We start from the raw sequence: 22,502 nt of genomic DNA, 5'->3' as shown, positions 1-22,502 counted from the left end.
CTTCGGGGTGCGGCCCCCTCGCCGTGTTCCACGTGAAACGGTCAGCGCGCGGCACCCGTGACGATCCAGCGGCCGGAGCGGGTACGGAGCCACAGGGTCAGCATCCGCACGGTCATCATGAGCGTCATCGTGGCCCACAGCGCTGTGAGCCCGCCCCCGAGCACGGGCACCAGCAGGGCGGCGGGAGTGAACACCGCGAGGGTCAGCAGCATCGCCCACGCCAGGTACGGCCCGTCGCCCGCGCCCATCAGGACCCCGTCCAGGACGAAGACGATGCCGCAGATCGGCTGGGACAGCGCCACCAGCACCAGGGCGGGCAGGGCCGCGTCCGTGACCGTGGCGTCACTGGTGAACAGGGGCAGGAACACCGGCCGGGCGAGCACCACCAGGACACCGAGGACGACACCGACCGCGATACCCCACTCGACCATGCGGCGGCATGCCTCACGGGCACCCCGGGCGTCTCCGGCACCCAGATGACGCCCGATGATGGCCTGCCCGGCGATGGCGATGGCGTCCAGCGCGAAGGCGAGCAGGCTCCACAGGGAGAGGATGATCTGGTGGGCCGCGATGTCGGAGTCGCCGAGACGGGCGGCGACGGCTGTCGCGATCATCAGGATCGCCCGGAGTGAGAGGGTACGCACCAGCAGCGGAACACCCGCCTGGGCGGACGCCCTGATCCCGGCGGCGTCCGGGCGCAGCGACGCCCCGTGCCTGCGCGCGCCGCGCAGCACCACGGTCAGGTAGACCGCGGCCATGCCGCACTGCGCGATGACGGTGCCCCAGGCGGAGCCCGCGATGCCGAGGCCGGCGCCGTAGACCAGCGCGACGTTGAGCACACCGTTGGCGACGAAGCCGGCGAGGGCGACGTAAAGCGGTGTCCTGGTGTTCTGCAGTCCGCGCAGGACACCGGTCGCGGCGAGCACGATCAGCATGGCCGGTATGCCGAGGGTGGAGATCCGCAGATAGGTGGTCGCGTAGGGGGCCGCCGTGTCGGAGGCGCCGAAGAGGTCCACGAGGGCGGGTGCCGTGGGCAGGACGACGGCCATGACGGTGGCGCCGAGGAAGAGGGCCAGCCAGATTCCGTCCATGCCCTGGCGGATGGCCGACGGGAGATCGCCGGCTCCGACGCGCCGGGCGACCGCGGCCGTGGTGGCGTAGGCCAGGAAGACGAAGACGCTCACGGCGGTCATGAGGAGGGCCGAGGCGACGCCGAGACCGGCGAGCTGTGCCGTGCCCAGATGGCCGACGATGGCGCTGTCCGCCATGACGAAGAGCGGCTCGGCGACGAGGGCGCCGAAGGCGGGGACTGCCAGCATGACGATCTCGCGGTCATGCCGTCGTCGAGCGGCTCCGGGCCGCGCGGGGGCCTGTGTCATGTGCACCAATCTAATCGTCCACAGGTAAGAGATGCAAAGCCCCGGAGACCCTTACCTTGTGGCTCTGGGTGTGGGCTTGCGTACACCGCATGAAGCGATCTTGATCCGACCGGGCAACTTTTTCTTCTGCACAACCGGTGGACGATGAAATTGCAGGTCACGGCCTTGTTGATGGCGAAGATGCGGGCTTGTTCACAGGGCTGTCCACCGGCTCGTGCACAGGTTTCGCGGAGTTCTCCACAGCATTGGGCCAGTCGTCCACAAGGCCTGTGGATAACCAGATTGGCTGACGCTGCCGACGGGCCTACGGTGGTCCGGCGCTCGCTCCGTCCACCGGTTTCACAAACGCCGTAAATCCGGCGCGCAACAACTGGAGTTGGGCCTCTTATTTGTCGGTGCCGTGCCGTAGAACAGAGGGGCACGGCGAGGTCCGTTCCGGCGGACGGGAGGAGGTGGCTCGGTGAGCATTTCCGAGCCCTTGGACGACCCGTGGGCCGAGAGCGGGCCCAGTGATCGTCTGCCCTCCTCCCGCCGCCGCGAAGACCGGGGAAGGGGCCGCGACGAGCAGCACGACCGCGGCCGGGACAACGGCGTGTGGGACGGCGGAGGCTCCGCGTTCGAGAGGGTGCCGCCGCAGGACCTCGAGGCCGAGCAGTCCGTGCTGGGCGGCATGCTGCTGTCCAAGGACGCCATCGCCGACGTCGTCGAGATCCTCAAGGGCCACGACTTCTACAAGCCGGCCCACGAGACCGTCTACACGGCCATCCTCGACGTCTACGCCAAGGGCGAACCGGCCGACCCCATCACCATCGCCGCGGAGCTGACCAAGCGCGGTGAGATCAACAAGGTCGGCGGGGCCTCGTATCTGCACACCCTCGTCCAGACGGTCCCCACGGCGGCCAACGCGGCCTACTACGCGGAGATCGTGCACGAGCGCGCCGTGCTCCGCCGCCTGGTCGAGGCCGGCACGCGCATCACGCAGATGGGATACGCGGCCGACGACGACGTCGACGAGATCGTCAACCGCGCGCAGGCGGAGATCTACGCGGTCACCGAGCAGCGCACCAGCGAGGACTACCTGCCGCTCGGCGACATCATGGAGGGCGCGCTCGACGAGATCGAGGCGATCGGGTCGCGCAGCGGTGAGATGACCGGGGTGCCCACCGGGTTCACCGACTTCGACTCGCTCACCAACGGCCTGCACCCGGGACAGATGATCGTCATCGCCGCGCGTCCCGCGATGGGCAAGTCGACGCTCGCCCTGGACTTCGCGCGGGCCGCGTCCATCAAGAACAACCTGCCGAGCGTCATCTTCTCGCTCGAGATGGGGCGCAACGAGATCGCGATGCGCCTGCTGTCCGCCGAGGCCCGGGTCGCCCTGCACCACATGCGCTCCGGCACGATGACCGACGAGGACTGGACACGCCTGGCACGCCGGATGCCGGACGTCTCGGCGGCACCGCTCTACATCGACGACTCCCCGAACCTGTCGATGATGGAGATCCGCGCCAAGTGCCGGCGCCTCAAGCAGCGCAACGATCTGAAGCTGGTCGTCATCGACTACCTGCAGCTGATGCAGGCCGGCGGCTCCAAGCGGTCCGAGAGCCGTCAGCAGGAGGTCTCGGACATGTCCCGTAACCTCAAGCTGCTCGCCAAGGAGCTGGAGATCCCGGTCATCGCGCTCTCCCAGCTCAACCGCGGACCCGAACAGCGTACGGACAAGAAGCCGATGGTCTCCGACCTGCGTGAGTCCGGGTCCATCGAGCAGGACGCCGACATGGTCATCCTGCTGCACCGCGAGGACGCCTACGAGAAGGAGTCCCCGCGCGCGGGTGAGGCGGACCTGATCGTGGCGAAGCACCGGAACGGTCCGACGGCCACCATCACGGTCGCTTTCCAGGGCCACTACTCGCGCTTCGTGGACATGGCGCAGACCTGATCCGTTCCTGCTGAACTGAGGGCATGACGACACCCCATCAGGAAGAACTGCTGCCCGGCACGCGGCGGGCGTTGCTGCACAGGATCGCCGTCGCCCAGAGCGAAGGACGCGCGCCGTCGCTCGTCGCGGCCGTGGCGCGGGGCGGGAAGGCCGTGTGGGCGGGGGCGCGGACGGCGGTGGAAGGACACGCTCCGGACGAGCACGTGCAGTACCGGATCGGTTCGATCACCAAGACCTTCACGGCCGTTCTGGTGCTCCGGCTGCGCGACGAGGGAGCGCTCGATCTCGCCGACCCGCTGGAGAAGCACCTGCCGGGCACGGGCGTGGGCGGGGCGACCGTCGCCGAACTGCTCGCACATAGCGGCGGGCTGGCCGCCGAGACGCCCGGGCCCTGGTGGGAACGGACCCCCGGGTCCCTGCGCCCCGGCCTCACCGACGTGCTGGGCGAGCGGCCCCTGGTACACCCCGTCGGTCGGCGGTTCCACTACTCGAACCCCGGATACGCGCTGCTCGGTGCCCTTGTCGAGAAGGTGCGTGGTGCCCCGTGGGAGGAGGTGCTCCGGCGTGACGTACTCGTACCTCTGGACCTGCGCCGCACGACGGTGCGCGCGGAAGCGCCGTACGCGGGTGGCTGGGCGGTGCATCCGTGGGCCGATGTGATGCTGCCCGAGCCCGTGGAGGACCTCGGGGTGATGGCGCCCGCCGGCCAACTGTGGTCCACCGCAGGTGATCTGGCGCGCTTCGCCGCCTTTCTGGCCGAGGGCGACGAACGGGTGCTGAGCGCCGAGTCGGTGCGGGAGATGAGGACGCCGGCCGCGCCGGCCGAGGCGGCGGACGTGACGAGCGGTTATGCGTACTGCCTGGGCATGGAGATCCGCCACCAGCACGGACGTTCTCTCGTCGGACACACGGGTTCACTGCCGGGCTTCCTGGCCTGTCTCACGATCAGCGTGGCGGACGACGTGAGCGCGGTGGTCCTGGCCAACTGCACGTCCGGGCCGGCGCCGTTCACGGTCGCAGCCGACCTCGTCCGGATCGTCGCCGAGGCGGAGCCGCGTTTCCCGGCTCCCTGGCAGCCGCTGCGAGAGGTGGATCCGGCGGCGCTGGAGCTGGTGGGGCAGTGGTACTGGGGGACGTCCGCGTTCGCGCTCCGGCTCTCGGCCGACGGTCTCGTCTCGCTGGAGCCGTTGTCCGGCCACGGCCGGCGCTCGCGTTTCCGCCCGGCGGGGGACGGCACCTGGATCGGCCTGGAGGGCTACTACGCCGGAGAACTCCTGAAGCCCGTAAGGCGGAAGGACGGGTCGCTGAGCCACCTCGACCTGGGCTCGTTCGTGTTCACGCGTCAGCCGTACGAAGAGGGGGCTCCTGTGCCGGGCGGCGTGGACCCGGAGGGGTGGCGGGGCATCGGCTAACTCCCGGCCGCCGGGGAGCGGACGCGGGGTCCGGTTTCACGTGGAACAGGACCCCGCCTCCTTCGTCACAGCGGCAGTTTGAAGCCCACGTGGGAGGCCGTGAAGCCGAGCCGCTCGTAGAAGCGGTGGGCATCGGTCCGGGTGTTGTCCGAGGTCAGCTGGACCAGTTGGCAGCCCTCGCGGCGGGAGGCGTCGATCGCCCATTCGACGAGCCTGCTCCCCAGGCCGCTGCCGCGCTCGTCCGCGTGGACGCGGACCGCTTCGATGATCGACCGGGTGGCACCGCGGCGGGAGAGTCCGGGGACGACCGTGAGCTGAAGGGTGCCGACGACACGGCCTGCGCGGACCGCGACGACCAGATGCTGGTTCGGGTCGGCGCTGAGCCGCTCCAGAGCGGTCAGGTACGGGTCGAGGTCGTCCGGCGACTCGCGCTGCGCGCCCAGGGGGTCGTCCGCGAGCATGCCGACGATCGCGGGAACGTCGTCGGCGACCGCGGTCCGTATCTCCAGATCTTCCATGCCGGCACCCTATGCGGGCACTGGTGCCTTCAGCGTTTCCACGGCCCGGACCAAGGGAGCGAGGTCGGGGTTCTCCGCCGCCGTGCCGAGGGCCTCGCGCAGGGCCGTGTCGTTGGTCGGCCGTGCCTCGTCCAGCAGCTTGAGACCGGCTTCGGTGACGTTGGTGTAGATGCCCCGGCGGTCGGTGGGACACAGGTAGCGCTCCAGTAGTCCGCGGTCCTCGAGGCGGGTGACCAGGCGCGTGGTGGCGCTCTGGCTGAGCACGACCGCGTCGGCCACCTGCTTCATCTGCAGATGGCCCCCCTCGCCGTCGTGCTGCCGGCTCAGTACGTCGAGCAGGGAGTACTCCCGCACGCTCAGGTCGTGCCGGGCCTGAAGGGCGCGCTCGATGTGGGCCTCGATCCTCCCGTGCAGCAGGGAGAGTGCGCACCAGCCCTGAGCGAGGGCGGTGAGCGTGGGATCCGTGGCTGTCATGGGCGTTTCCTCCGTCCAGGAACTGCTGACACCAGGGTAGAGCAAGAACGCAATATACGGCGTTTGCATATAGTCAGCGTCTGCAACTATTGTCGAGAAACGCAAAGCGCTCCTGCAATCGTTTGGGAAGGTCTGTCCTCCATGCCTCTCGCGCTTCTGGCCCTCGCGATCGGGGCCTTCGGGATCGGAACCACGGAGTTCGTGATCATGGGCTTGCTGCCCGAGGTCGCGGGTGACTTCGGCGTCTCCATCCCCACCGCCGGCTACCTGGTGACCGGCTACGCGCTGGGCGTCATGTTCGGCGCCCCGCTGATGACCGTGCTCGGCACCAGGATCTCCCGCAAGCGGATGCTGATGCTGCTGATGGGGCTGTTCATCGCGGGGAACCTGCTCTCCGCGCTGGCCCCGTCCTTCGGCCTCATGCTGACCGGGCGGGTGGTCGCCTCACTGGCCCACGGGGCCTTCTTCGGCATCGGCTCGGTGGTCGCGGCCGGCTTGGTCGCCCCGGACAGGAAGGCCGGAGCCATCGCCCTGATGTTCACCGGACTGACCGTCGCCAATGTCGTCGGTGTTCCGCTGGGCACGCTCGTCGGCCAGTCCATCGGCTGGCGGGTCACCTTCGGCGTCGTCGCAGCCCTCGGCGTCGTCGGCCTGGCCGGCATCGCCGGGCTCGTCCCCGACACGCCCAAGGCCGAGGGCGTGCGTCTGCGTCACGAACTGGCCGCCTTGAAGAACGTCCAGGTCCTGCTCGCCATGGCGATGACCGTCCTCGGATTCGGTGGTGTCTTCGCGGCCGTCACCTACATCGCACCGATGATGACGCACGTCGCCGGCTTCGCCGACGGCTCCGTGACCTGGCTGCTGGTCCTCTTCGGCCTCGGTATGGTCGGCGGCAACCTCATCGGCGGCAGGTACGCGGACCGCGCCCTGATGCCCATGCTGTACCTCTCCCTGGGCGCCCTCGCCGTCGTCCTCGCCCTCTTCACCCTGACCGCGCACGACAAGATCGCCGCTGCCGCCACCCTCGTCCTCATCGGCGCCTTGGGATTCGCCACGGTGCCGCCCCTGCAGAAGCGGGTCCTCGACCAGGCGCACGGCGCTCCCACCCTGGCCTCGGCCCTGAACATCGGCGCCTTCAACCTCGGCAACGCGCTGTCCGCCTGGCTCGGCGGCCTCGTGATCGGGGCCGGCCTCGGCTACACCGCACCCAACTGGGTCGGTGCCGTTCTCGCGGCGAGTGCCCTGGTGCTGGCGTTCGTCTCGGCCGCTCTCGAGCGCCGCGACACCCCGCCCGGCACCGCGCTCACCGGCCCGGTGCCCACCGAGCGGCGGACCGCCGTCCCCCACTGACCCGCAGGACCGGCAGGTACGGGGCCGGGACCGTCCCCGAACATCACTCCGCTGGGGCGGGGCCCCGCACGCCGGCGCCGTAAGGGCCTGCCGGAGAATAACCTGCGGGTTTTTGAGCCTGACGTTGCAGGTCAGCGCGCTGGCCGCCTGCACGTTATTCTCCGGCAGGCCCTAACCGGTGTCCCGGATCGCGCTGCTCCGGCCGGCCCGGGCCACCACAGGCCCGCCAGCGGACCGTCAGGGGCCGGCGTCGTCGGTCCGGTGGGCGTCAGGCCGCAGCGACCGTCACCGGGGCGAACCGCCGGCTCCGGTCCCCGGGCAGCTCCGTGATCCCGTAGGCCATGACGGTGTTCAACGCGACGGACGCGAGCCCGTGTGCCTTCGCCCAGCTCAGCAGTTCTTCCTGTCGCACATCGATGTCGGTGCGCAGCGGGCGGCCGGTGCGGGCGGCGAGCGAAGCGAGCAGTGCCTCGGCCGTCGCCGTGTCGCGGGCGATGAGCGGGCCCACGACATGGGTGTCCATGTTGGGCCAGGCGGCCGCGTAACCGGTGATCCGTCCGTCCTCCTCGGCTACGCGCAGCTGATCGGCGAAGGCGGGCAGGCGGGTGACGATGTGCGTCCGGTCGGCACCGAAGACCTCCTCGTCTAGCCGGATGACCGCAGGGAGATCCTCCGCGGTCGCGGCCCGGGTGGCGACCTCCGGCCCCTCACCCGTGGGGACGAAGTGGCCACGCAGCATCTCGGCACGGCCGATGACCTTGAAGCCGAGTTCCTCGTAGAGCGGCCGGCCGTAGGGGGTCGCGTGCAGGGTGAGGGGTGTGGTGCCCATCGTGGAGACGACGTGACGCATGAGCCGGCGTCCCACGCCCCGGCGGGCGTACCGTTCCGCGACCAGGACCATGCCGACGGCCGCGAGAGCGGGTTGTTCCCGCGGCCCGTACTCGGTGACGACACAGGCGGCCACCAGGCCACCGTCGGGGTCGTCGATTCCGTACCCCTTCCCGGCCGCAAGGAGGAGGCCCCACTTGTGCTCCTCCCGTGGCCACCCCCGGTCCTCGGACAAGTCGGCGCATGCGATGAGGTCGCGGAGCGTCAGACGGCGGATGGGCAGAGAGGTAAGAGAAGGTGTCGGCACGCAGGTCAGGCTGTCCGACAGGGGGCTTCGGCGTCCACCCGTTTCAGGAGACTCGTGCGAGCTTTTGGTCATGTCGTGGTCACGGGCGGAGCGCGCACGCGCGACGTTTCACGTGAAACATGCGAGTACGCCGCGCGGCTGTTCCCTTCCGCCGGGAGACGAGGGGAGCGGGGCCCCTTGACCTCGTCGCTCATGGCGAGACTTCATCTCTTCGAGCTCGACGGCGCCCTGCTCCCCGGCGGCTCGGTTCCCGCGGAGATCTCGCGGCGACGGGGACTGAAAGCCGGGGCGGTGGCCCTCGACCGGATGATCTCCTCCGGCCTCATCGGTCCCCCGGAGTACGCCGTACAGGCGGCCGGACAAGGACCTGTTCGGCGTGGTGCCGGTCTCCGCCACGGTCGACGCGGACCGGTATCTGACCGGCTCCGCGACCCACTCCTCCACGGGCAGGACCTCCGGGAAGCCTGCGATCTGTTGCGGGCCGCGTAAGGGCCGGGCGTCACCCCAGGTCGGGGGCGTGCATGGCCCGTACGCCCTCGATGTTGCCGTCCAGGTAGTGCCGCAGCGACAGCGGTACCAGGTGGACGGAGGCGATCCCGACGCGGGTGAACGGCACACGGACGATCTCGTACTCGCCGACGGGTTCGTCGACCTCCGGGCCGTGCCGCAGGGACGGGTCCATGGATTCCAGACGGCAGACGAAGAAGTGCTGCACCTTCACGCCGGTGGCGCCGCCGTCCTCGCCGATGTGCTCCACGGTGTCGACGAAACAGGGCACCACATCGGTGATCTTCGCGCCGAGCTCCTCGTACACCTCCCGGTGCAGGGCGTCCACCACGGTGGAGTCCCCCGGCTCCACTCCGCCGCCCGGGGTGAGCCAGTAGGGATCCATACCGGGTTTGGTGCGCTTGATCAGAATCAGGTTCTCGCCGTCCAGCAGAACGGCTCGGGCGGTGCGCTTGACCACGGGTCGGACGGTCATGGAGGAAATGTGGCCCGGCTGGTTCCACGTGAAACATCGTGAGAGGGCGGCGGCCGGCATCCCGCGGTGGGCACCGCCCCGGCGGGTCAGCACCAGCCGGTGGCCGCCCGCTCCAGCCATTCGTGGGCCCGGGCGATGTGCGGCATCGCCAGCGTGCCGGTACGGACCACCAGGAAGTAGGTGCGCAGCGGGGACACCGTCGGCTCGTGCAGGGGCACCACGTCGCCCCGCTCGAGCGCGTCCGTGCAGAGGTAGCGGGGCAGCACAGCCAGCCCGGCTCCCGCAACGGCACAGGTCAGCACCGCGCGTAGATCCGGGACGACGACGGTGCCCGGGGTGACGGGGCGGGAGTCGAAGACGGAGGCCCAGTAACGGGTGACGAAGGGCAGCGACTCGTGCACCTCGACCACCGGGACGTGTTCCAGGGCCGACGGATCCGTGCGGCGGAGTGTGCCCGGGCCGATTCGCTCGGCCCAGCGCGGGGCGGCGACCAGAACGTGCTCCTCGTCGCAGAGCGCGGTCGCCGAGAGCAGGGCGCCGCGTGGCCGGACCGTGCTGATGGCCAGATCATGATGTCCGGCGGCCAGTCCCTCGAGGACTTCCTCGGCGGTGCCGAAGGAGGCGCGCAGGGCGAAGCCCTGGCCGTCCTCCCCGGTCAGCTCCGTGAGCGCGGGAAGGGCCCGTCCGGCGGTGAACTCCGGAGGGCCGGCCAGGTGCAGCGTCCGTAAGGAGGAGTCCTCCTCCAACCCGGACTCGGCTATCTCCACCAGGGCGTCGAGATGCGGCGCCGCCTTGTGGGCGAGCTCGTCCCCGATGGTCGTCGGTGTCACGCCGCGCGCCTGCCGAAGGAACAGGGGCCGTCCCAGCTGCCGTTCCAGCGTCCGTATCTGCGAGGTGACGGCCGGCTGGGAGAGGCCGAGCAGGGCGGCGGCACGGGTGAAGGAACCGGCCCGGTGCACGGTCACGAAGGTCCGTAGCAAGGCCAGATCCACGCCACACCCTCCCTCGCCGGCCCCGCTCCGGGCCCGGACGCCCAACCATAAATAAGTCGATAGGTCGCTGTCGTTACTGTGATTGGACACTGACACTGAGTCAACTAGCCTTGGTCGGGCGGTTCTTCGCGCGTGGAACCGAGGACGGTCCGAGCCACGAGGGGGGAGGCTCGGACCGTCCGCCGCAGTGTGCCGGGAGCGGGCCGGCCCGGCCGGTCAGCCGGCTGATTCGTCCAGGGCCCGCAGGACGTCCGCGACCAGGTCCTCCGGGTCCTCGGCACCCACGGAGAAGCGGATGAAGCCCTCCGGCACCGCGTCCCCGCCCCAGCGCCCGCGCCGCTCCGCCGTGGACCGCACGCCGCCGAAGCTGGTCGCGTCGTCCACGAGCCGCAGCGCGTCGAGGAAACGGTCCGCACGCGCGCGCGTGGGCAGCGTGAAGGACACCACGCACCCATAGCGTCGCATCTGCCGCGAGGCGATCTTGTGCGAGGGATCGTCGGGCAGCCCCGGATACCGCAGCCCCGTGACCTCGGACCGCTCCCGCAGTGCCTGGGCGAGCGTCAGCGCGGTGGCGTTCTGCCGCTCGACGCGCAGCTGGAGCGTGGCGATCGAACGGTGCGCGAGCCAGGCCTCCATGGGTCCCGGGATGGCACCGACGATCTTGCGCCAGCGGCGGACGGCGGCCATGGCCTCGGCGTTCCGGCCGGTGACGTACCCCAGGAGCACGTCGCCGTGCCCGGTGAGCTGCTTGGTGCCGCTGGCCACCGCGAAGTCGGCGCCGAGCTCCAGCGGGCGCTGGCCGAGCGGCGTCGCCAGGGTGTTGTCGACGGCGACCAGGGCACCCTGCGCGTGCGCTGCCTCTACGAGCCGTCGCACGTCGCACACGTCGAGCCCCGGATTCGAGGGCGTCTCGATCCACAGCAGCTTCGCGCCGTCGAGGACCTCGAGCTGGGCGTCGCCGCCCGTCGGCGCGGTCCGCACCTCGATGCCGTACGTCTCCAGCTGGGCCCGCGCCAGGGGCAGGGCCTGGTAGCCGTCGTCCGGCAGGACGACCGCGTCCCCGGCGCGCAGCTGGGAGAAGAGCACCGAGGAGATCGCTGCCATGCCCGAGGCGAACACCAGGGCCTCGACGTCGTCCTGGCCGGGTGCCTCCAGCTCGCCGATGGCCCGTTCCAGCAGTGTCCAGGTCGGGTTCTCGTCCCGGCCGTAGGTGTACGGGCCGGTGGGGTCACCCGGCAGATGGAAGTGGGCGGCGAACACCGGTCCGGGCAGGGTCGGCTCGTGCTTGACCGGCTCGGGCAGCCCGGCCCGTACCGCGCGGGTGCCGTCGCCCGCCCCGTCCGGCAGCGCCGGCCCGTGGCCCGCGCCCGTCGTCGAATTGTTCATGCCGCCTGTCCTTCCACCCGCTCACGTACCGCGGCGAGCAGTCCGGTGCTCGCCGCCTCCACCATCTCAAGACACGCGTCGAATCCGTCCGCGCCCCCGTAGTAAGGGTCCGGTACGTCGAGATCGTCGTCGGCGGCCGGATCGTAGGAGCGCAGCAGACGCACCTTGTCGGCGTCCCGGTCCGTGGGCGCGAGGCGGCGCAGCGCCCTGAGGTGGCCGGAATCGAGCGCGATGACGAGATCGAGGCGGGCGTACCAGGACGGGTCGAACCGCCGGGCCGTGTGGCCGGTGTCATAGCCGTTCTCCCGCAGCACGGTCACCGTGCGGGGATCGGCGCCTTCGCCCTCGTGCCAGCCGTCCGTGCCGGCGCTGTCCACCTCGACCAGATCGTCGAGTCCGGCCTCCGCCACCCGGGCGCGGAAGACGGACTCGGCCATCGGGGAGCGGCAGATGTTGCCGGTGCAGACGAAGCAGACGCGGTAGGTCATCGCGCTCAGTCCCCGTCGGGCAGGACGACGTGGAGAGCCCAGGAGACGACGGAGATGATCAGACCGCCCAGTACGGCCGTCCAGAAGCCCTCCACGTGGAAGCTCAGGTCGAGCCGGTCGGCGAGCCAGGAGGTGAGCAGCAGCATCAGAGCGTTCACCACCAGGGTGAACAGCCCGAGCGTCAGGATCAGCAGGGGGAGGCTCAGAAGCTGTACCAGCGGTTTGACCAGGAAGTTCACCAGTCCGAAGATCAGTGCGACCAGCAGCAGAGTGCCTATCTCCTTGCCCGTGCTGTCACCGGTCAGGGTGATCTTGTCGAGCAGCCACACCGCGACCGCCAGGGCACCCGCGTTGGCGATCGTCTTGACTAGGAAATTCATCATGTGTCTGATCGTGGCAGACACGATCGGGCTTGGGCAGCGAGGCAGGGGCGGGACAGGACGATGAAGGCATTCCGGCTGGACGAACTGGAGGCGGAACGAGCCGCCAACGACGGGGCGTACCTGCAGTTCCTGCGTGAGCGGAACATGTCGGTCGGCCTCTACGCCCTGGACGCCGGGTCCCAGGACCCGCAGCAGCCGCACGGCCAGGACGAGGTGTACTTCGTCGTCAGCGGCCGCGCGGCGATCACCGTCGGCATGGAGACCACCCAGGTGGCACGCGGCAGCGTCGTCTACGTACCGGCCGGCGTGGCCCACAAGTTCCACCACATCAGCGAGGACCTGCGGGTCCTGGTGGTGTTCTCTCCCCCCGAGAGCTGAGGGACGGGACCGGGGTTCCCTAGGGGATCGGTCAGGGGAGGACGAGGGGTCCGAGGCCCCCGCCGGAGCACCCGCCGCCCTAGCATCGAGTGCAGGACATCATCGACGCGACCCGGCACTCGGCGGGCGGAGAAGTAAGGACGAGGGCGATGCGAGAGATCTTCACGGGACTGCCGTGGTGGGTGAAGTGGATCGCGGTGCCGGTCATCGCCCTGGTCGTGTTCGGTGGGCTGATAGCGAGCGTGGTCGGCTTCGTGATCGGGCTGCTCTTCAAGGTGCTGGTCTTCGTGGCGCTGGTCGGCGGACTGATCTACGTCGTCCGGAAGTTCACATCGAGTTCCTCGTCGCGCAGCGACTGGTGAGCCCAGGGGGACCGGTGAAGCGGTAACAGGAATCACCGGTTCCCTCGGGCGGGGGAAGTTTCTCCGGCGGGCCGTCTGCATGCGGTGACAGCCCGTTAGAGTCCGGAACTCGACGCGGGGGCGATCCCCGCGAGCGGCGACCCCCACCCGTGTTCCCCGCACGGGCTGCCCCCTCGCGTTTCGGGAGTGACCCTTGGCCACGACTGGCACCGGCTCCGCGCAGCTGACCGCGGTCCCTCCGCAGCCCCGCTCGCCGGCGCCCACCGCACCACCGCCCACCGCGACCCTCATCGGCTCCGTCCAGCGGGCCATGCGCCTGCTGGAGACCGTCGCCGGACACGACTACGGGGCTCCCGCCAAACAACTGGCCCGGGAGACCGGACTGGCGCTCCCCACCACCTACCACCTGCTGCGCACCCTGGTGCACGAGGGCTATCTGCGCCGCGACAAGGGGCTGTTCTTCCTGGGGGAGGCGGCAGAACGGCTGAGCAGCGGCGCAGCGGCGCAGAAACGTCGCAGCACGGTGGTCGACACCCTCGCCCGCTGGCGGGACGCGATCGGCGCTCCCGTGTACTACGCCGTGTACCGCGAGGGCGAGATCGACGTCGTCTGCGTCTCCGAGTCCCCCGCCCATCCCGCGGTGGCGGAGTGGGCCGACTTCCGGGAGACCGGGCACGCCCACGCGATCGGACAGTGCCTGCTCTCCCAGCTCGACGAGGAGGCGCGCCGCGACCACCTCGACCGCCATCCCGTGCGGCCCGTCACGCCGTACACCGTGCGCGACGACCACAGCCTGCTGAGGCGCCTGGAGCGGACGCGGCGGAGGGAACTGGTGATGGAGCGCCAGGAGTATGTCCTGGGGACGGTCTGTGCGGCGATCCCCATCACCGTCGGCAACACGGCCGCGTCGATGGCCATCTCGCTGCCCGCACACCAGGCCGACCGGCTCGTCCCCGCGGCACGGCGACTCCAGGCCGAGATGGGGCGTCTCGTCGGGTCGCTCACGCTGTCTATCAGTATCTGAAAACTCACTCCTTGTGATCTGCTGTGTACGTTCAGCAAGATTCCCTCTGGTGTCAGGGTCCATGCCCGGCCAGTCCGCGGCGAATGACGGGGTAGGCGATGCGCGAATCCGTACAGGCAGAGGTCATGATGAGCTTTCTCGTGTCGGAGGAACTGTCCTTCCGCATCCCGGTGGAGCTCCGTTACGACACCTGTGATCCCTACGCCGTACGGCTGACCTTCCACTTGCCGGGGGACGCTCCCGTGACGTGGGCGTTCGGCCGGGAACTGCTGATCGACGGCGTCGGCCGGCCGTGCGGGGAGGGCGACGTACGCGTCTCGCCGGTGGACCCCGACGCGCTGGGCGAGGTGCTGATCCGGCTTCAGGTCGGCAGCGACCAGGCGCTGTTCCGTTCGTCGACCGCCCCGCTCGTGGCCTTCCTCGACCGCACCGACAAGCTGGTGCCGCTGGGGCAGGAGGGGGCGCTCGCCGACTTCGACGCCCACCTCGACGACGCGCTGGACCGCATCCTCGCGGAGCAGGGCGCCGGCTGAAGCGTTACGCCGGTCGGGTGGGCCGGTGGCGGAACGCTTCAGCGCGCTCCGCCCGCCCCGCGGGACGTCAGCGCTTGCGGCGCCTGCCCCGCCCGCCGCGCCCCGCGGCCTGCCCGGTCCCCTGTGCCGTTCCGTTCCCCTGCGTTCGGATCTGATCCGTCGGGCGGTCGGCGGAGACCACCAGCGCGGCCAGGGCCGTGGTCACCGGCACCGAGGCCACCAGGCCGATCGAGCCGATCAGGGTACGCACGATCTCCTCCGCGACCAGCTCGCTGTTGGCGACCGTCCCCATGCTGCTCTGCGCGATGGAGAACAGCAGCAGCAGCGGCAGCGCGGCACCCGCATAGGCGAGGACCAGCGTGTTGACCACGGACGCGATGTGGTCGCGGCCGATGCGGATGCCCGCGCGGTACAGCCCGCGCCAGCCCGTCGACGGATTGGCCTCGTGCAGCTCCCAGACGGCGGACGTCTGCGTGACCGTCACGTCGTCGAGGACACCGAGTGACCCGATGATGACGCCGGCCAGCAGCAGACCGCTCATGTCGATCTCGGGATACAGCCCGTGGATCAGACCGGTGTTGTCGTCGGTGTTGCCGGTCAGCGCGGCCCAGCCGATGAACACCGAGCCCAGGATGCCGATCAACAGCAGCGAGATCAGTGTGCCGAGCACCGCCACCGAGGTGCGCGCCGACGGCCCGTGACAGAGGTAGAGGGCGACCAGCATGATCGCGCTCGCCCCGACCACCGCGACGACCAGCGGATTCGACCCCTGCAGGATCGCGGGCAGGATGAAGAAGTTGAGCACCAGGAAGCTGATCACCAGCGCGACCAGCGCCATGACGCCACGCAGCCGCCCCACGGCCACGACGGCGAGCGCGAAGATGCCCGCGAGCAGCGCCAGAGGGAAGCGCCGGTCGATGTCGGTGACCGAGTACTGGAGGTCCTCGGGCGCGGAGGGCTCGTAGGCGACCACGACCTTCTGGCCCTCGCTCAGCTGCCGGGACTGGTCCGGCTGCACGATCTCGTCGAACGTACGGCCCTTGTCGTCACCGGTGTCGACCCGGATCGTCGCCCTCTTGCAGGTGCCGTCCGCCTGCTGCTGGGCGGACGAGCCCTCGGCGGTGGAGGTGTCGCCGGTCGGGACGCCTCCGGAGGCGTTGACGGACTGACAGCTCAGCTCGACCACCTTGACGACCGTGGCGTGCTCCGTCTGCCGGTCGAAGCCGACGCCGGTGCGCTCGTGCGCCGGGGCACCGCCCGGCCACAGCACGGCGAGTCCGATCAGCACCGCCGCCGCGAACGGGATCAGGATCGCCGCGATGACCTTGCGCAGATGCTGGGAGACGGGCGCCGCCGGGCCGTGACTGTGGCTGTGCCCGTGCGAGTGGCCGTGACCACCGCCGCCCGCGGCGCCGGGCGCGCGCGATGGTTCGGGCGGTGGGTACGGAGGAGGTTGAGTGGGGCTCACCGCCCGATCATCGCAAGAACGGGATGGGCCCTCTGTTCACCGCGCCAGAAATGACGCTAGCGTGGAGGCGCTTTTGTACACGCGGGAGCTCGGAGCACCGGGCTGAGAGGGCGCTGACCTCCGTCCCAGCGACGTTTCACGGGAAACATCACCGAAGCCGAGTGATGTTTCACACGGAACGCCGGCAGACGGAAACCGCTGCGTCGACCGCCGAACCTGTTACCGGGTAATGCCGGCGTAGGGAGATAGGTCTCATGACCAACAAGGACGCACGCACGCCTGCCTCCACGCAGAACCCGACGGAGACGTCGGCGAACGGGGAGGCCGGGAAGTCCGTCGGCTGGCACAAGGCGTACGTCGAGGGCACCCGTCCCGACCTGCGGGTGCCGGTCCGCCAGGTGCACCTCACCAACGGGCGGTCGGTCACGCTGTACGACACGTCGGGCCCGTACACCGATCCGCTCGTCGACACCGACGTCCGCCGGGGCCTGGATCCGCTGCGGGAGAACTGGATCACCGCCCGCGGGGACACGGAGGAGTACGCGGGCCGTCCCGTCCGTCCCGAGGATGACGGGATCAAGCACACCTCTCCGCGCGGGGGCCTGCGCAATCTGGACGCCGTGTTCCCCGGGCGGCCGCGCCTGCCGCGCCGGGGCCGGGCGGGCCGGGCGGTCACGCAGCTGGCATACGCGCGACGCGGCGAGATCACGCCTGAGATGGAGTTCGTGGCGCTCCGGGAGAACGTCTCCCCCGAAGTGGTCCGTGAGGAGATCGCGGCGGGCCGGGCGGTGCTGCCGGCCAACGTCAACCACCCGGAGACCGAGCCGATGATCATCGGCAAGCGGTTCCTGGTGAAGGTCAACGCCAACATCGGCAACTCGGCGGTGACGTCCTCCATCGAGGAGGAGGTCGAGAAGATGACCTGGGCGACCCGCTGGGGCGCCGACACGGTCATGGACCTCTCCACCGGCCGGAACATCCACACCACCCGCGAGTGGGTGCTGCGCAACTCCCCCGTCCCCATCGGCACCGTGCCGCTCTACCAGGCCCTGGAGAAGGTCGACGGCCGGGCCGAGGAACTGACCTGGGAGATCTACAAGGACACGGTCGTCGAGCAGGCCGAGCAGGGCGTGGACTACATGACGGTCCACGCGGGCGTACGCCTGGCGTACGTGCCGCTCACCGCCAACCGCAAGACCGGCATCGTCTCCCGCGGCGGCTCGATCATGGCCGCGTGGTGCCTGGCGCACCACAAGGAGTCCTTCCTGTACGAGAACTTCGAGGAGCTCTGCGAGATCCTCGCCGCGTACGACGTCACGTACTCGCTCGGCGACGGCCTGCGGCCCGGGTCCATCGCGGACGCCAACGACGAGGCGCAGTTCGCGGAGTTGCGCACGCTCGGGGAACTCAACACGGTCGCGAAGCGTTTCCACGTACAGACCATGATCGAGGGCCCGGGACATGTCCCGATGCACAAGATCAAGGAGAACATCGACCTCCAGCAGGAGATCTGCGATGAAGCCCCGTTCTATACGCTCGGCCCGCTGACGACGGACGTCGCGCCCGCGTACGACCACATCACGTCCGGCATCGGCGCCGCCATGATCGCCTGGTGGGGCACGGCCATGCTCTGCTACGTCACGCCCAAGGAGCACCTGGGCCTGCCCAACCGCGACGACGTCAAGACCGGCGTCATCACCTACAAGATCGCCGCCCATGCCGCCGACCTCGCCAAGGGACACCCGGGCGCCCAGGACTGGGACGACGCGCTGTCCGACGCCCGCTTCGAGTTCCGGTGGGAGGACCAGTTCAACCTCGCCCTCGACCCGGACACGGCACGCGAGTTCCACGACGAGACCCTGCCGGCGGAACCCGCCAAGACGGCCCACTTCTGCTCGATGTGCGGTCCGAAATTCTGTTCGATGAAGATCTCTCAGGACATTCGTCGTGAGCACGGCGGAAGCCGGGACGAGATCGAGGAGGGGATGGCCCGGAAGTCGAAGGAGTTCGCGGAGGCGGGCAACCGCGTGTACCTGCCGATCGCGGACTGAGCGTTCGCCGCAGGCTGCGCGAGGGCGGTGCCCGCGACGGGTGCCGCCCGCGCGGAGCGGCAGGTGCGCTCGCCCCTCCCCTTCGCCGGGGCGAGTGGGCAGACTGGCCGCATGACAGCGAGTCCGATGAGCAAGGGGTCCAATCTTCCCGTCGCTGCCCGCGTGGTGCGCGTGGAGCTCGCGTGGGTGGCCGGGGCCGGTGTACCCGACATCGACGCCTCGGCGCTGCTCCTCACGGAGGCCGGGCGGGTGCGGGACGACGGGGACTTCGTCTTCTACAACCAGCCTCGTCACGCGTCCGGCGCCGTGACGCATCTCGGGAAACAGCGCGGCGCGCGGGACGCGACCGACACCGTGGAGGTGGATCTGGGCGCCGTGGAGGGGGCGGTCGAGCGGATCGTGCTGTGCGCGTCGGCGGACGGCGGGACGTTCGGGCAGGTGCCGGGACTGGTGCTCAGACTGTTCGACGCCGGGGCGAGGACCGAACTGGCCCGGTTCGACATGGCAGCGGGGACGGAGACCGCGTTCATCGGCGGCGAGTTGTACCGGCGGCAGGGGACGTGGAAGTTCCGGGCGGTGGGGCAGGGGTACGCCTCCGGACTCGCGGGCCTGGCCACGGACTTCGGCATCACCGTGGACGACGCGCCCCCGGTCCCGTCCACCTCCCCCGCGGCCACCGCAGCCCCGACCCCGCCGCCCTCGCCCGTTCCTCCCGCCCAGCCCGCCCAGCAGCCCCCCGCGCCCCACTCCCACCCCGGTGCCCCGCGGCTCACCAAGGGCGAGGAGCGGTTGCCCGTCGACATGCGCAAGCGGTTGTCGCTGCGCAAGGAGCAGGTCGCGGTCAGTCTGCGCAAGCACGGGGCCGCCGAGGTCACCGCGCGTGTCGTCCTCGTGCTCGACGCCTCCGGATCCATGTCCTTCCTGTACTCCAAGGGCGTCGTGGCCGATGTCGTCGAGCGGATGGCGGCGGTCGCGGCGCAGCTGGACGACGACGGTGAGATGCAGGCCTGGACCTTCGCCTCGAACCCGGCCCGACTGCCGGACCTGCGGCTCGGGGAGCTTCCCGAGTGGCTGCGGCTGCATGTGCGCGTGGGGGAGATGGGCCTCTTCCGGCGCGGGCGGAAGAAAGGGCTGGAGCCCAGCCAGGTCGACATGCGGGACGTGGGCATCCAGAACGAGGAGCAGAAGGTCATCGCCGAGGTGCGGGCGTTCGTCCGGGACGATCCCGCGTCCGCTCCGACGCTCGTCCTGTTCTTCTCCGACGGCGGCGTCTACCGCAACAAGGAGATCGAGCACGAGCTCCGCGAGGCGGTGGAGGAACCCGTCTTCTGGCAGTTCGTGGGGCTGGGCAGGTCCAACTACGGCGTGCTGGAACGGTTCGACACACTGCCGGGACGCCGCGTCGACAACGTCGGGTTCTTCGCCGTCGACGACATCAGCACGGTGCCGGACGCGGAGCTGTACGACCGTCTGCTGTCCGAGTTCCCGCAGTGGATCAAGGCCGCGGGACGGGCGGGGATCCTCTGAGCCCCGGCCCGGCCACCCGGCTCGCGTCCCCGGTACGGAGAGCGCGAGCCGGCGGACGGGCCGCCCGGCTACTCCGGCTGGTGCTCAGGTCCCCCGAAGTCCGGGCTCGAGTAGTCCGGACTGGAGTAGCTCGGCCGTGTGCCACGGGCCGCCCCCTCCTGCGGGCTGGAGAACCCCGGCCGGTCGTACCCCAGGTGCGGGATGCGGCCGGCCGGCGGGGGCGGTGCCGTGTGCTGCAGCGCGGTGACCGTCGCCGGGTCGGTGAGCGCGTCCCGCAGGAACGGCAGGATCCCCCGCTTCAGCAGGGCCTCGCGCCAGGCGTCCCTGGCCCGGGTCACCTCCCCGTCGAGTTCGCGGTACGGCCCGCCGAGCGCCGAGGGCTTGTTGCGCAGCGCGGTGAGCAGCAGGCCCACGGCGGCGACGAGGACGGCGACCGCCGTCACCGCGCCGAACACCCACCCCGTGGTGAGCATGGTCCGGGCGAACGCGGCGCCGGGATCGAGCATCCGCAGGACGTAACCGACGAGCAGGAAGATCGCGGCCGCGGTTCCGGCCAGGACGGGTGCCAGGACGGCGACGACGGCGACGGCGCCGGCCCCGGCGGTCTCGGCGACCTCTCCCACGGTGGCGGCGAGACCCACCGCGTTCGTGCCCGGTTCGGTGGAACCGGACTCGCGGACGGACGGGGCGGACGACGCCGGCGGCCGGCGCAGTTCCTCGCGGACCTTCACATAGTGCTGGTACTCGGTCGCCGCGGCCGCCGTGATGACCGCGGTGGCGTTGAGCGCCATCGTGCGCAGTTGTTCCGAGTTGAGCCGCTGTCCGACCGCGGCCAGTTCCGGGTGGTGTGGTGCGGAGCGCAGCGCCTCATCGAGAATCCGCTCGTATTCCTGGCGGTCCTCGCTCAGCAGGTGCTGCGGAACGCTGTTCATGTGCATCCCCCGATGCTCCGTAGGGCTTGGGGCTCGGCATGCTGACGAGCCGTCGGGCAGAAACGGAGGGGAGCCTGCTACGGATAAGCCGATGGTAGAGCGGTGACGGCGCGCGGTGACAGGGGGTTTACCGAAATTGGCACGTGCACGGTGCGGTTGCGGGCCGCACGGTCACGGCCCGCCGAAACCTCAAGCGCCCAGCGGCAGTTGCTGGACCAGCAGTTTTCCGGCCATGGTGACCCCGCCGTCCATCGCGATGGCGAGTCCGTCGGCGTAGACATGAGGTCCGGTGACCACGGGGCCGCTGTCGTCCTCGCCGTCCTCGGAACCGACTTCGCCCGTCAGATAAGGAATCGGGCTGTGGCCGTGAACGACCCGGGTGCCGCCGTACGTATCCAGCAGGGAGCGCACCGCGTCGGCGCCGCCCTCGTCGCGGAAGGAGAACCGCCTGGTGAATTTGCGGAACAGGTCCCAGACCTCGTCGGCGTCGTTGCGGGTGAGCGTCTCGCGGACGGTGTCGTTGACCTCTTCGATGGAGCGGCCGTAGTCGAGGTAGGCGGTGGTGTCGGAGTGCAGCAGCAGATGGCCGTCGACCTCCTCGACGGCGTCGAGACGGGCCATCCACTGCAGGTGGTGGTCCTGGAGGCGGTCCATGTCGGTCTTCTGCCCGCCGTTGAGCAGCCAGGCCGCCTGGAAGGTGGCGGTGCCCGCGCCGGAGTTGACGGGGGTGTCGCCGAACCGCTTGGCGCCGAGCAGCAGCAGCTCGTGGTTGCCCATCAGGGCCTTGCAGTAGCCGCCGGCGGCGGCGGCCTCGGCGGACAGCCGCATCACGAGTTCGATGACGCCGATGCCGTCCGGGCCGCGGTCGGTGAAGTCGCCGAGGAACCACAGCCGCGCGGTGCCGGCGCACCACTGGCCCGCCGAGTCGAGCAGGCCCTGCTCCTGGAGGGCGGCCACCAGCTCGTCGAGGTAGCCGTGGACGTCGCCGACCACGTACAGCGGTCCCTGGCCGGTGGCGGGCTGCGGGGCGGGGACGGACGCGGGGTCGACGGTCACCTGAACAGTGTCACCCCGATTGATGACGGGGAGGTCCCGCTGGGTGGGTGTGTATCCCTCCGGGTAGGCCTCCTCCGAGGGCGGGACGACGTCGCCGGGGTGCGTGCTCTGGGCGTACGGACCGGTCTCGTGGACGTACGCGGGCACCCGGAAGTCGCGCAGCGTCGCCGTCCGCTCCACCTCGGGTCCCTGACCGGCCCCCTGAGTCATCGACCCCTCCACCATCGCGCCGCTTCTGCACCGCGTCGGACTGCCTGGTCGCAGCGGCCCGCGGTGTCGTGGGCCCATCATAGGAATGCGGATCGCGCCGTGTGATGACCCAGGGGTGGTGAATCAGAGCAAGACTTCGGCTCGCCGCGGCTTTCGCCCTGTTTGATCGGGTCTTCGACGGCCCCGGCCGCACACCTTCCGCCACCGGCCGGCCCGCCCTCTTCCGGGAGCCCGGCCCGTTTCCCTCGGAAGGGTGTCCCGGAAGACACCCGCGCGTCCTCCTCCGGAGACGGAACCGTCCCCGCGGAGCCCGGCCCTGTCCGCACGGGCCCCCTCCCCGGAAGCGGGGCCCTGCACCGCCCCGGCGTTCCCCGGAAGCGGGGCCCTGTACTGCCCCGGCGTTCCCCGGAAGCGGGGCCCTGCACCGCCCCGGCGTTCCCCGGAAGCGGGGCCCTGCACCGCCCCGGCGTTCCCCGGAAGCGGGGCCCTGCACCGCCCCGGCGTTCCCCGGAAGCGGGGCCCT

21 protein-coding genes are annotated in these 22,502 nt (G+C 70.4%); 9 read left to right on the top strand and 12 right to left on the bottom strand.

Annotated features, from left to right (window positions below; genetic code table 11):
- Positions 1-41: 41 nt before the first annotated feature.
- A complete protein-coding gene (locus tag ACFY3N_RS07620; protein WP_390815705.1) occupies positions 42-1,379 on the bottom strand; it encodes an MATE family efflux transporter in 1,338 nt (445 codons plus the stop codon).
- A gap of 460 nt (positions 1,380-1,839) precedes the next feature.
- Between ACFY3N_RS07620 and dnaB the strand changes: the two genes are divergently transcribed.
- Together dnaB and ACFY3N_RS07610 are read left to right on the top strand one after the other, a co-directional pair.
- A complete protein-coding gene (gene dnaB, locus ACFY3N_RS07615; RefSeq protein WP_390815704.1) occupies positions 1,840-3,318 on the top strand; it encodes a replicative DNA helicase in 1,479 nt (492 codons plus the stop codon).
- A 23-nt stretch (positions 3,319-3,341) separates the two neighbouring features.
- The gene (locus ACFY3N_RS07610) at positions 3,342-4,730 is read left to right on the top strand and encodes a serine hydrolase domain-containing protein (RefSeq protein ID WP_390815703.1); all 1,389 of its coding nucleotides are present in this window, start codon (positions 3,342-3,344) and stop codon (positions 4,728-4,730) included.
- A gap of 65 nt (positions 4,731-4,795) precedes the next feature.
- Here the strand turns inward: ACFY3N_RS07610 and ACFY3N_RS07605 are convergent, their stop codons facing one another.
- Complete coding sequence (locus ACFY3N_RS07605) at positions 4,796-5,248, bottom strand: GNAT family N-acetyltransferase (protein WP_390815702.1); 453 nt, start codon at positions 5,246-5,248, stop codon at positions 4,796-4,798.
- 9 nt (positions 5,249-5,257) lie between these two features.
- Entirely contained in the window at positions 5,258-5,722 is a 465-nt protein-coding gene (locus ACFY3N_RS07600; RefSeq protein ID WP_390815701.1) for a MarR family winged helix-turn-helix transcriptional regulator, read from the bottom strand.
- A gap of 141 nt (positions 5,723-5,863) precedes the next feature.
- On the opposite strand from ACFY3N_RS07600, the gene ACFY3N_RS07595 reads away from it, so the two are divergent.
- The gene (locus ACFY3N_RS07595; protein WP_390815700.1) at positions 5,864-7,072 is read left to right on the top strand and encodes an MFS transporter; all 1,209 of its coding nucleotides are present in this window, start codon (positions 5,864-5,866) and stop codon (positions 7,070-7,072) included.
- A 268-nt stretch (positions 7,073-7,340) separates the two neighbouring features.
- Here the strand turns inward: ACFY3N_RS07595 and ACFY3N_RS07590 are convergent, their stop codons facing one another.
- From ACFY3N_RS07590 to ACFY3N_RS07565, 6 genes are all read right to left on the bottom strand, one after another.
- A complete protein-coding gene (locus tag ACFY3N_RS07590; RefSeq protein ID WP_390815699.1) occupies positions 7,341-8,207 on the bottom strand; it encodes a GNAT family N-acetyltransferase in 867 nt (288 codons plus the stop codon).
- Positions 8,208-8,706: 499 nt separating this feature from the next.
- Positions 8,707-9,189 carry an NUDIX domain-containing protein gene (locus ACFY3N_RS07585; protein ID WP_390815698.1) on the bottom strand — a complete coding sequence of 161 codons (483 nt, stop codon included), beginning with the start codon at positions 9,187-9,189 and terminating at the stop codon, positions 8,707-8,709.
- Between the two features lie 86 nt (positions 9,190-9,275).
- Positions 9,276-10,181, bottom strand: a complete 906-nt coding sequence (locus tag ACFY3N_RS07580; RefSeq protein WP_390815697.1) for a LysR family transcriptional regulator — start codon at positions 10,179-10,181, stop codon at positions 9,276-9,278.
- 216 nt (positions 10,182-10,397) lie between these two features.
- A complete protein-coding gene (locus ACFY3N_RS07575) occupies positions 10,398-11,567 on the bottom strand; it encodes a cystathionine gamma-lyase (RefSeq protein ID WP_390815696.1) in 1,170 nt (389 codons plus the stop codon).
- Positions 11,564-12,055, bottom strand: coding sequence for a low molecular weight protein-tyrosine-phosphatase (locus ACFY3N_RS07570; RefSeq protein ID WP_390815695.1), 492 nt, complete (start codon positions 12,053-12,055; stop codon positions 11,564-11,566). The genes ACFY3N_RS07575 and ACFY3N_RS07570 overlap by 4 nt, the downstream gene beginning before the upstream one ends.
- A gap of 5 nt (positions 12,056-12,060) precedes the next feature.
- Positions 12,061-12,438, bottom strand: a complete 378-nt coding sequence (locus tag ACFY3N_RS07565; protein ID WP_390815694.1) for a phage holin family protein — start codon at positions 12,436-12,438, stop codon at positions 12,061-12,063.
- Positions 12,439-12,498: 60 nt separating this feature from the next.
- Here ACFY3N_RS07565 and ACFY3N_RS07560 point away from each other — a divergent pair, with 60 nt between their 5' ends.
- The 4 genes from ACFY3N_RS07560 to ACFY3N_RS07545 all read left to right on the top strand — a co-directional run bounded on the left by ACFY3N_RS07560 (position 12,499) and on the right by ACFY3N_RS07545 (position 14,735).
- Complete coding sequence (locus ACFY3N_RS07560) at positions 12,499-12,816, top strand: cupin domain-containing protein (RefSeq protein ID WP_217127460.1); 318 nt, start codon at positions 12,499-12,501, stop codon at positions 12,814-12,816.
- A gap of 149 nt (positions 12,817-12,965) precedes the next feature.
- The gene (locus ACFY3N_RS07555) at positions 12,966-13,178 is read left to right on the top strand and encodes a DUF5326 family protein (protein ID WP_020271174.1); all 213 of its coding nucleotides are present in this window, start codon (positions 12,966-12,968) and stop codon (positions 13,176-13,178) included.
- Between the two features lie 193 nt (positions 13,179-13,371).
- On the top strand, positions 13,372-14,202 hold the full coding sequence (locus ACFY3N_RS07550; protein ID WP_390815693.1) for an IclR family transcriptional regulator: 831 nt from the start codon (positions 13,372-13,374) through the stop codon (positions 14,200-14,202).
- 98 nt (positions 14,203-14,300) lie between these two features.
- A complete protein-coding gene (locus ACFY3N_RS07545) occupies positions 14,301-14,735 on the top strand; it encodes an SsgA family sporulation/cell division regulator (protein WP_390815692.1) in 435 nt (144 codons plus the stop codon).
- A 67-nt stretch (positions 14,736-14,802) separates the two neighbouring features.
- Here ACFY3N_RS07545 and ACFY3N_RS07540 read toward each other — a convergent pair whose 3' ends face one another.
- Positions 14,803-16,203, bottom strand: a complete 1,401-nt coding sequence (locus tag ACFY3N_RS07540) for a YibE/F family protein (protein WP_390815691.1) — start codon at positions 16,201-16,203, stop codon at positions 14,803-14,805.
- A gap of 254 nt (positions 16,204-16,457) precedes the next feature.
- Here ACFY3N_RS07540 and thiC point away from each other — a divergent pair, with 254 nt between their 5' ends.
- Complete coding sequence (gene thiC / locus ACFY3N_RS07535) at positions 16,458-18,254, top strand: phosphomethylpyrimidine synthase ThiC (RefSeq protein ID WP_390815690.1); 1,797 nt, start codon at positions 16,458-16,460, stop codon at positions 18,252-18,254.
- Between the two features lie 111 nt (positions 18,255-18,365).
- Complete coding sequence (locus tag ACFY3N_RS07530) at positions 18,366-19,781, top strand: VWA domain-containing protein (RefSeq protein ID WP_390815689.1); 1,416 nt, start codon at positions 18,366-18,368, stop codon at positions 19,779-19,781.
- A gap of 68 nt (positions 19,782-19,849) precedes the next feature.
- Here ACFY3N_RS07530 and ACFY3N_RS07525 read toward each other — a convergent pair whose 3' ends face one another.
- The gene (locus ACFY3N_RS07525; RefSeq protein WP_390815688.1) at positions 19,850-20,719 is read right to left on the bottom strand and encodes a hypothetical protein; all 870 of its coding nucleotides are present in this window, start codon (positions 20,717-20,719) and stop codon (positions 19,850-19,852) included.
- A 183-nt stretch (positions 20,720-20,902) separates the two neighbouring features.
- Positions 20,903-21,994: a metallophosphoesterase gene (locus ACFY3N_RS07520; protein ID WP_390815687.1), complete on the bottom strand. Its 1,092-nt coding sequence runs from the start codon at positions 21,992-21,994 to the stop codon at positions 20,903-20,905.
- Between the last annotated feature and the right edge of the window lie 508 nt (positions 21,995-22,502).

Source organism: Streptomyces sp. NPDC000348 (assembly GCF_042898795.1).
Classification (GTDB): Bacteria; Actinomycetota; Actinomycetes; order Streptomycetales; family Streptomycetaceae; genus Streptomyces.
Note: the sequence above shows the minus strand (reverse complement) of the source record. Positions and strands in the feature narration are given on the sequence as shown.

Coding starts and splice junctions, on each gene's coding strand:
- ACFY3N_RS07620 (WP_390815705.1), bottom strand. CDS start 1,379: ATGACACAGGCCCCCGCGCGGCCCGGAGCCGCTCGACGACGGCATGAC.
- ACFY3N_RS07610 (WP_390815703.1), top strand. CDS start 3,342: ATGACGACACCCCATCAGGAAGAACTGCTGCCCGGCACGCGGCGGGCG.
- ACFY3N_RS07605 (WP_390815702.1), bottom strand. CDS start 5,248: ATGGAAGATCTGGAGATACGGACCGCGGTCGCCGACGACGTTCCCGCG.
- ACFY3N_RS07600 (WP_390815701.1), bottom strand. CDS start 5,722: ATGACAGCCACGGATCCCACGCTCACCGCCCTCGCTCAGGGCTGGTGC.
- ACFY3N_RS07595 (WP_390815700.1), top strand. CDS start 5,864: ATGCCTCTCGCGCTTCTGGCCCTCGCGATCGGGGCCTTCGGGATCGGA.
- ACFY3N_RS07585 (WP_390815698.1), bottom strand. CDS start 9,189: ATGACCGTCCGACCCGTGGTCAAGCGCACCGCCCGAGCCGTTCTGCTG.
- ACFY3N_RS07575 (WP_390815696.1), bottom strand. CDS start 11,567: ATGAACAATTCGACGACGGGCGCGGGCCACGGGCCGGCGCTGCCGGAC.
- ACFY3N_RS07570 (WP_390815695.1), bottom strand. CDS start 12,055: ATGACCTACCGCGTCTGCTTCGTCTGCACCGGCAACATCTGCCGCTCC.
- ACFY3N_RS07565 (WP_390815694.1), bottom strand. CDS start 12,438: ATGATGAATTTCCTAGTCAAGACGATCGCCAACGCGGGTGCCCTGGCG.
- ACFY3N_RS07560 (WP_217127460.1), top strand. CDS start 12,499: ATGAAGGCATTCCGGCTGGACGAACTGGAGGCGGAACGAGCCGCCAAC.
- ACFY3N_RS07555 (WP_020271174.1), top strand. CDS start 12,966: ATGCGAGAGATCTTCACGGGACTGCCGTGGTGGGTGAAGTGGATCGCG.
- ACFY3N_RS07545 (WP_390815692.1), top strand. CDS start 14,301: ATGCGCGAATCCGTACAGGCAGAGGTCATGATGAGCTTTCTCGTGTCG.
- thiC (WP_390815690.1), top strand. CDS start 16,458: ATGACCAACAAGGACGCACGCACGCCTGCCTCCACGCAGAACCCGACG.
- ACFY3N_RS07530 (WP_390815689.1), top strand. CDS start 18,366: ATGACAGCGAGTCCGATGAGCAAGGGGTCCAATCTTCCCGTCGCTGCC.
- ACFY3N_RS07525 (WP_390815688.1), bottom strand. CDS start 20,719: ATGCACATGAACAGCGTTCCGCAGCACCTGCTGAGCGAGGACCGCCAG.
- ACFY3N_RS07520 (WP_390815687.1), bottom strand. CDS start 21,994: ATGGTGGAGGGGTCGATGACTCAGGGGGCCGGTCAGGGACCCGAGGTG.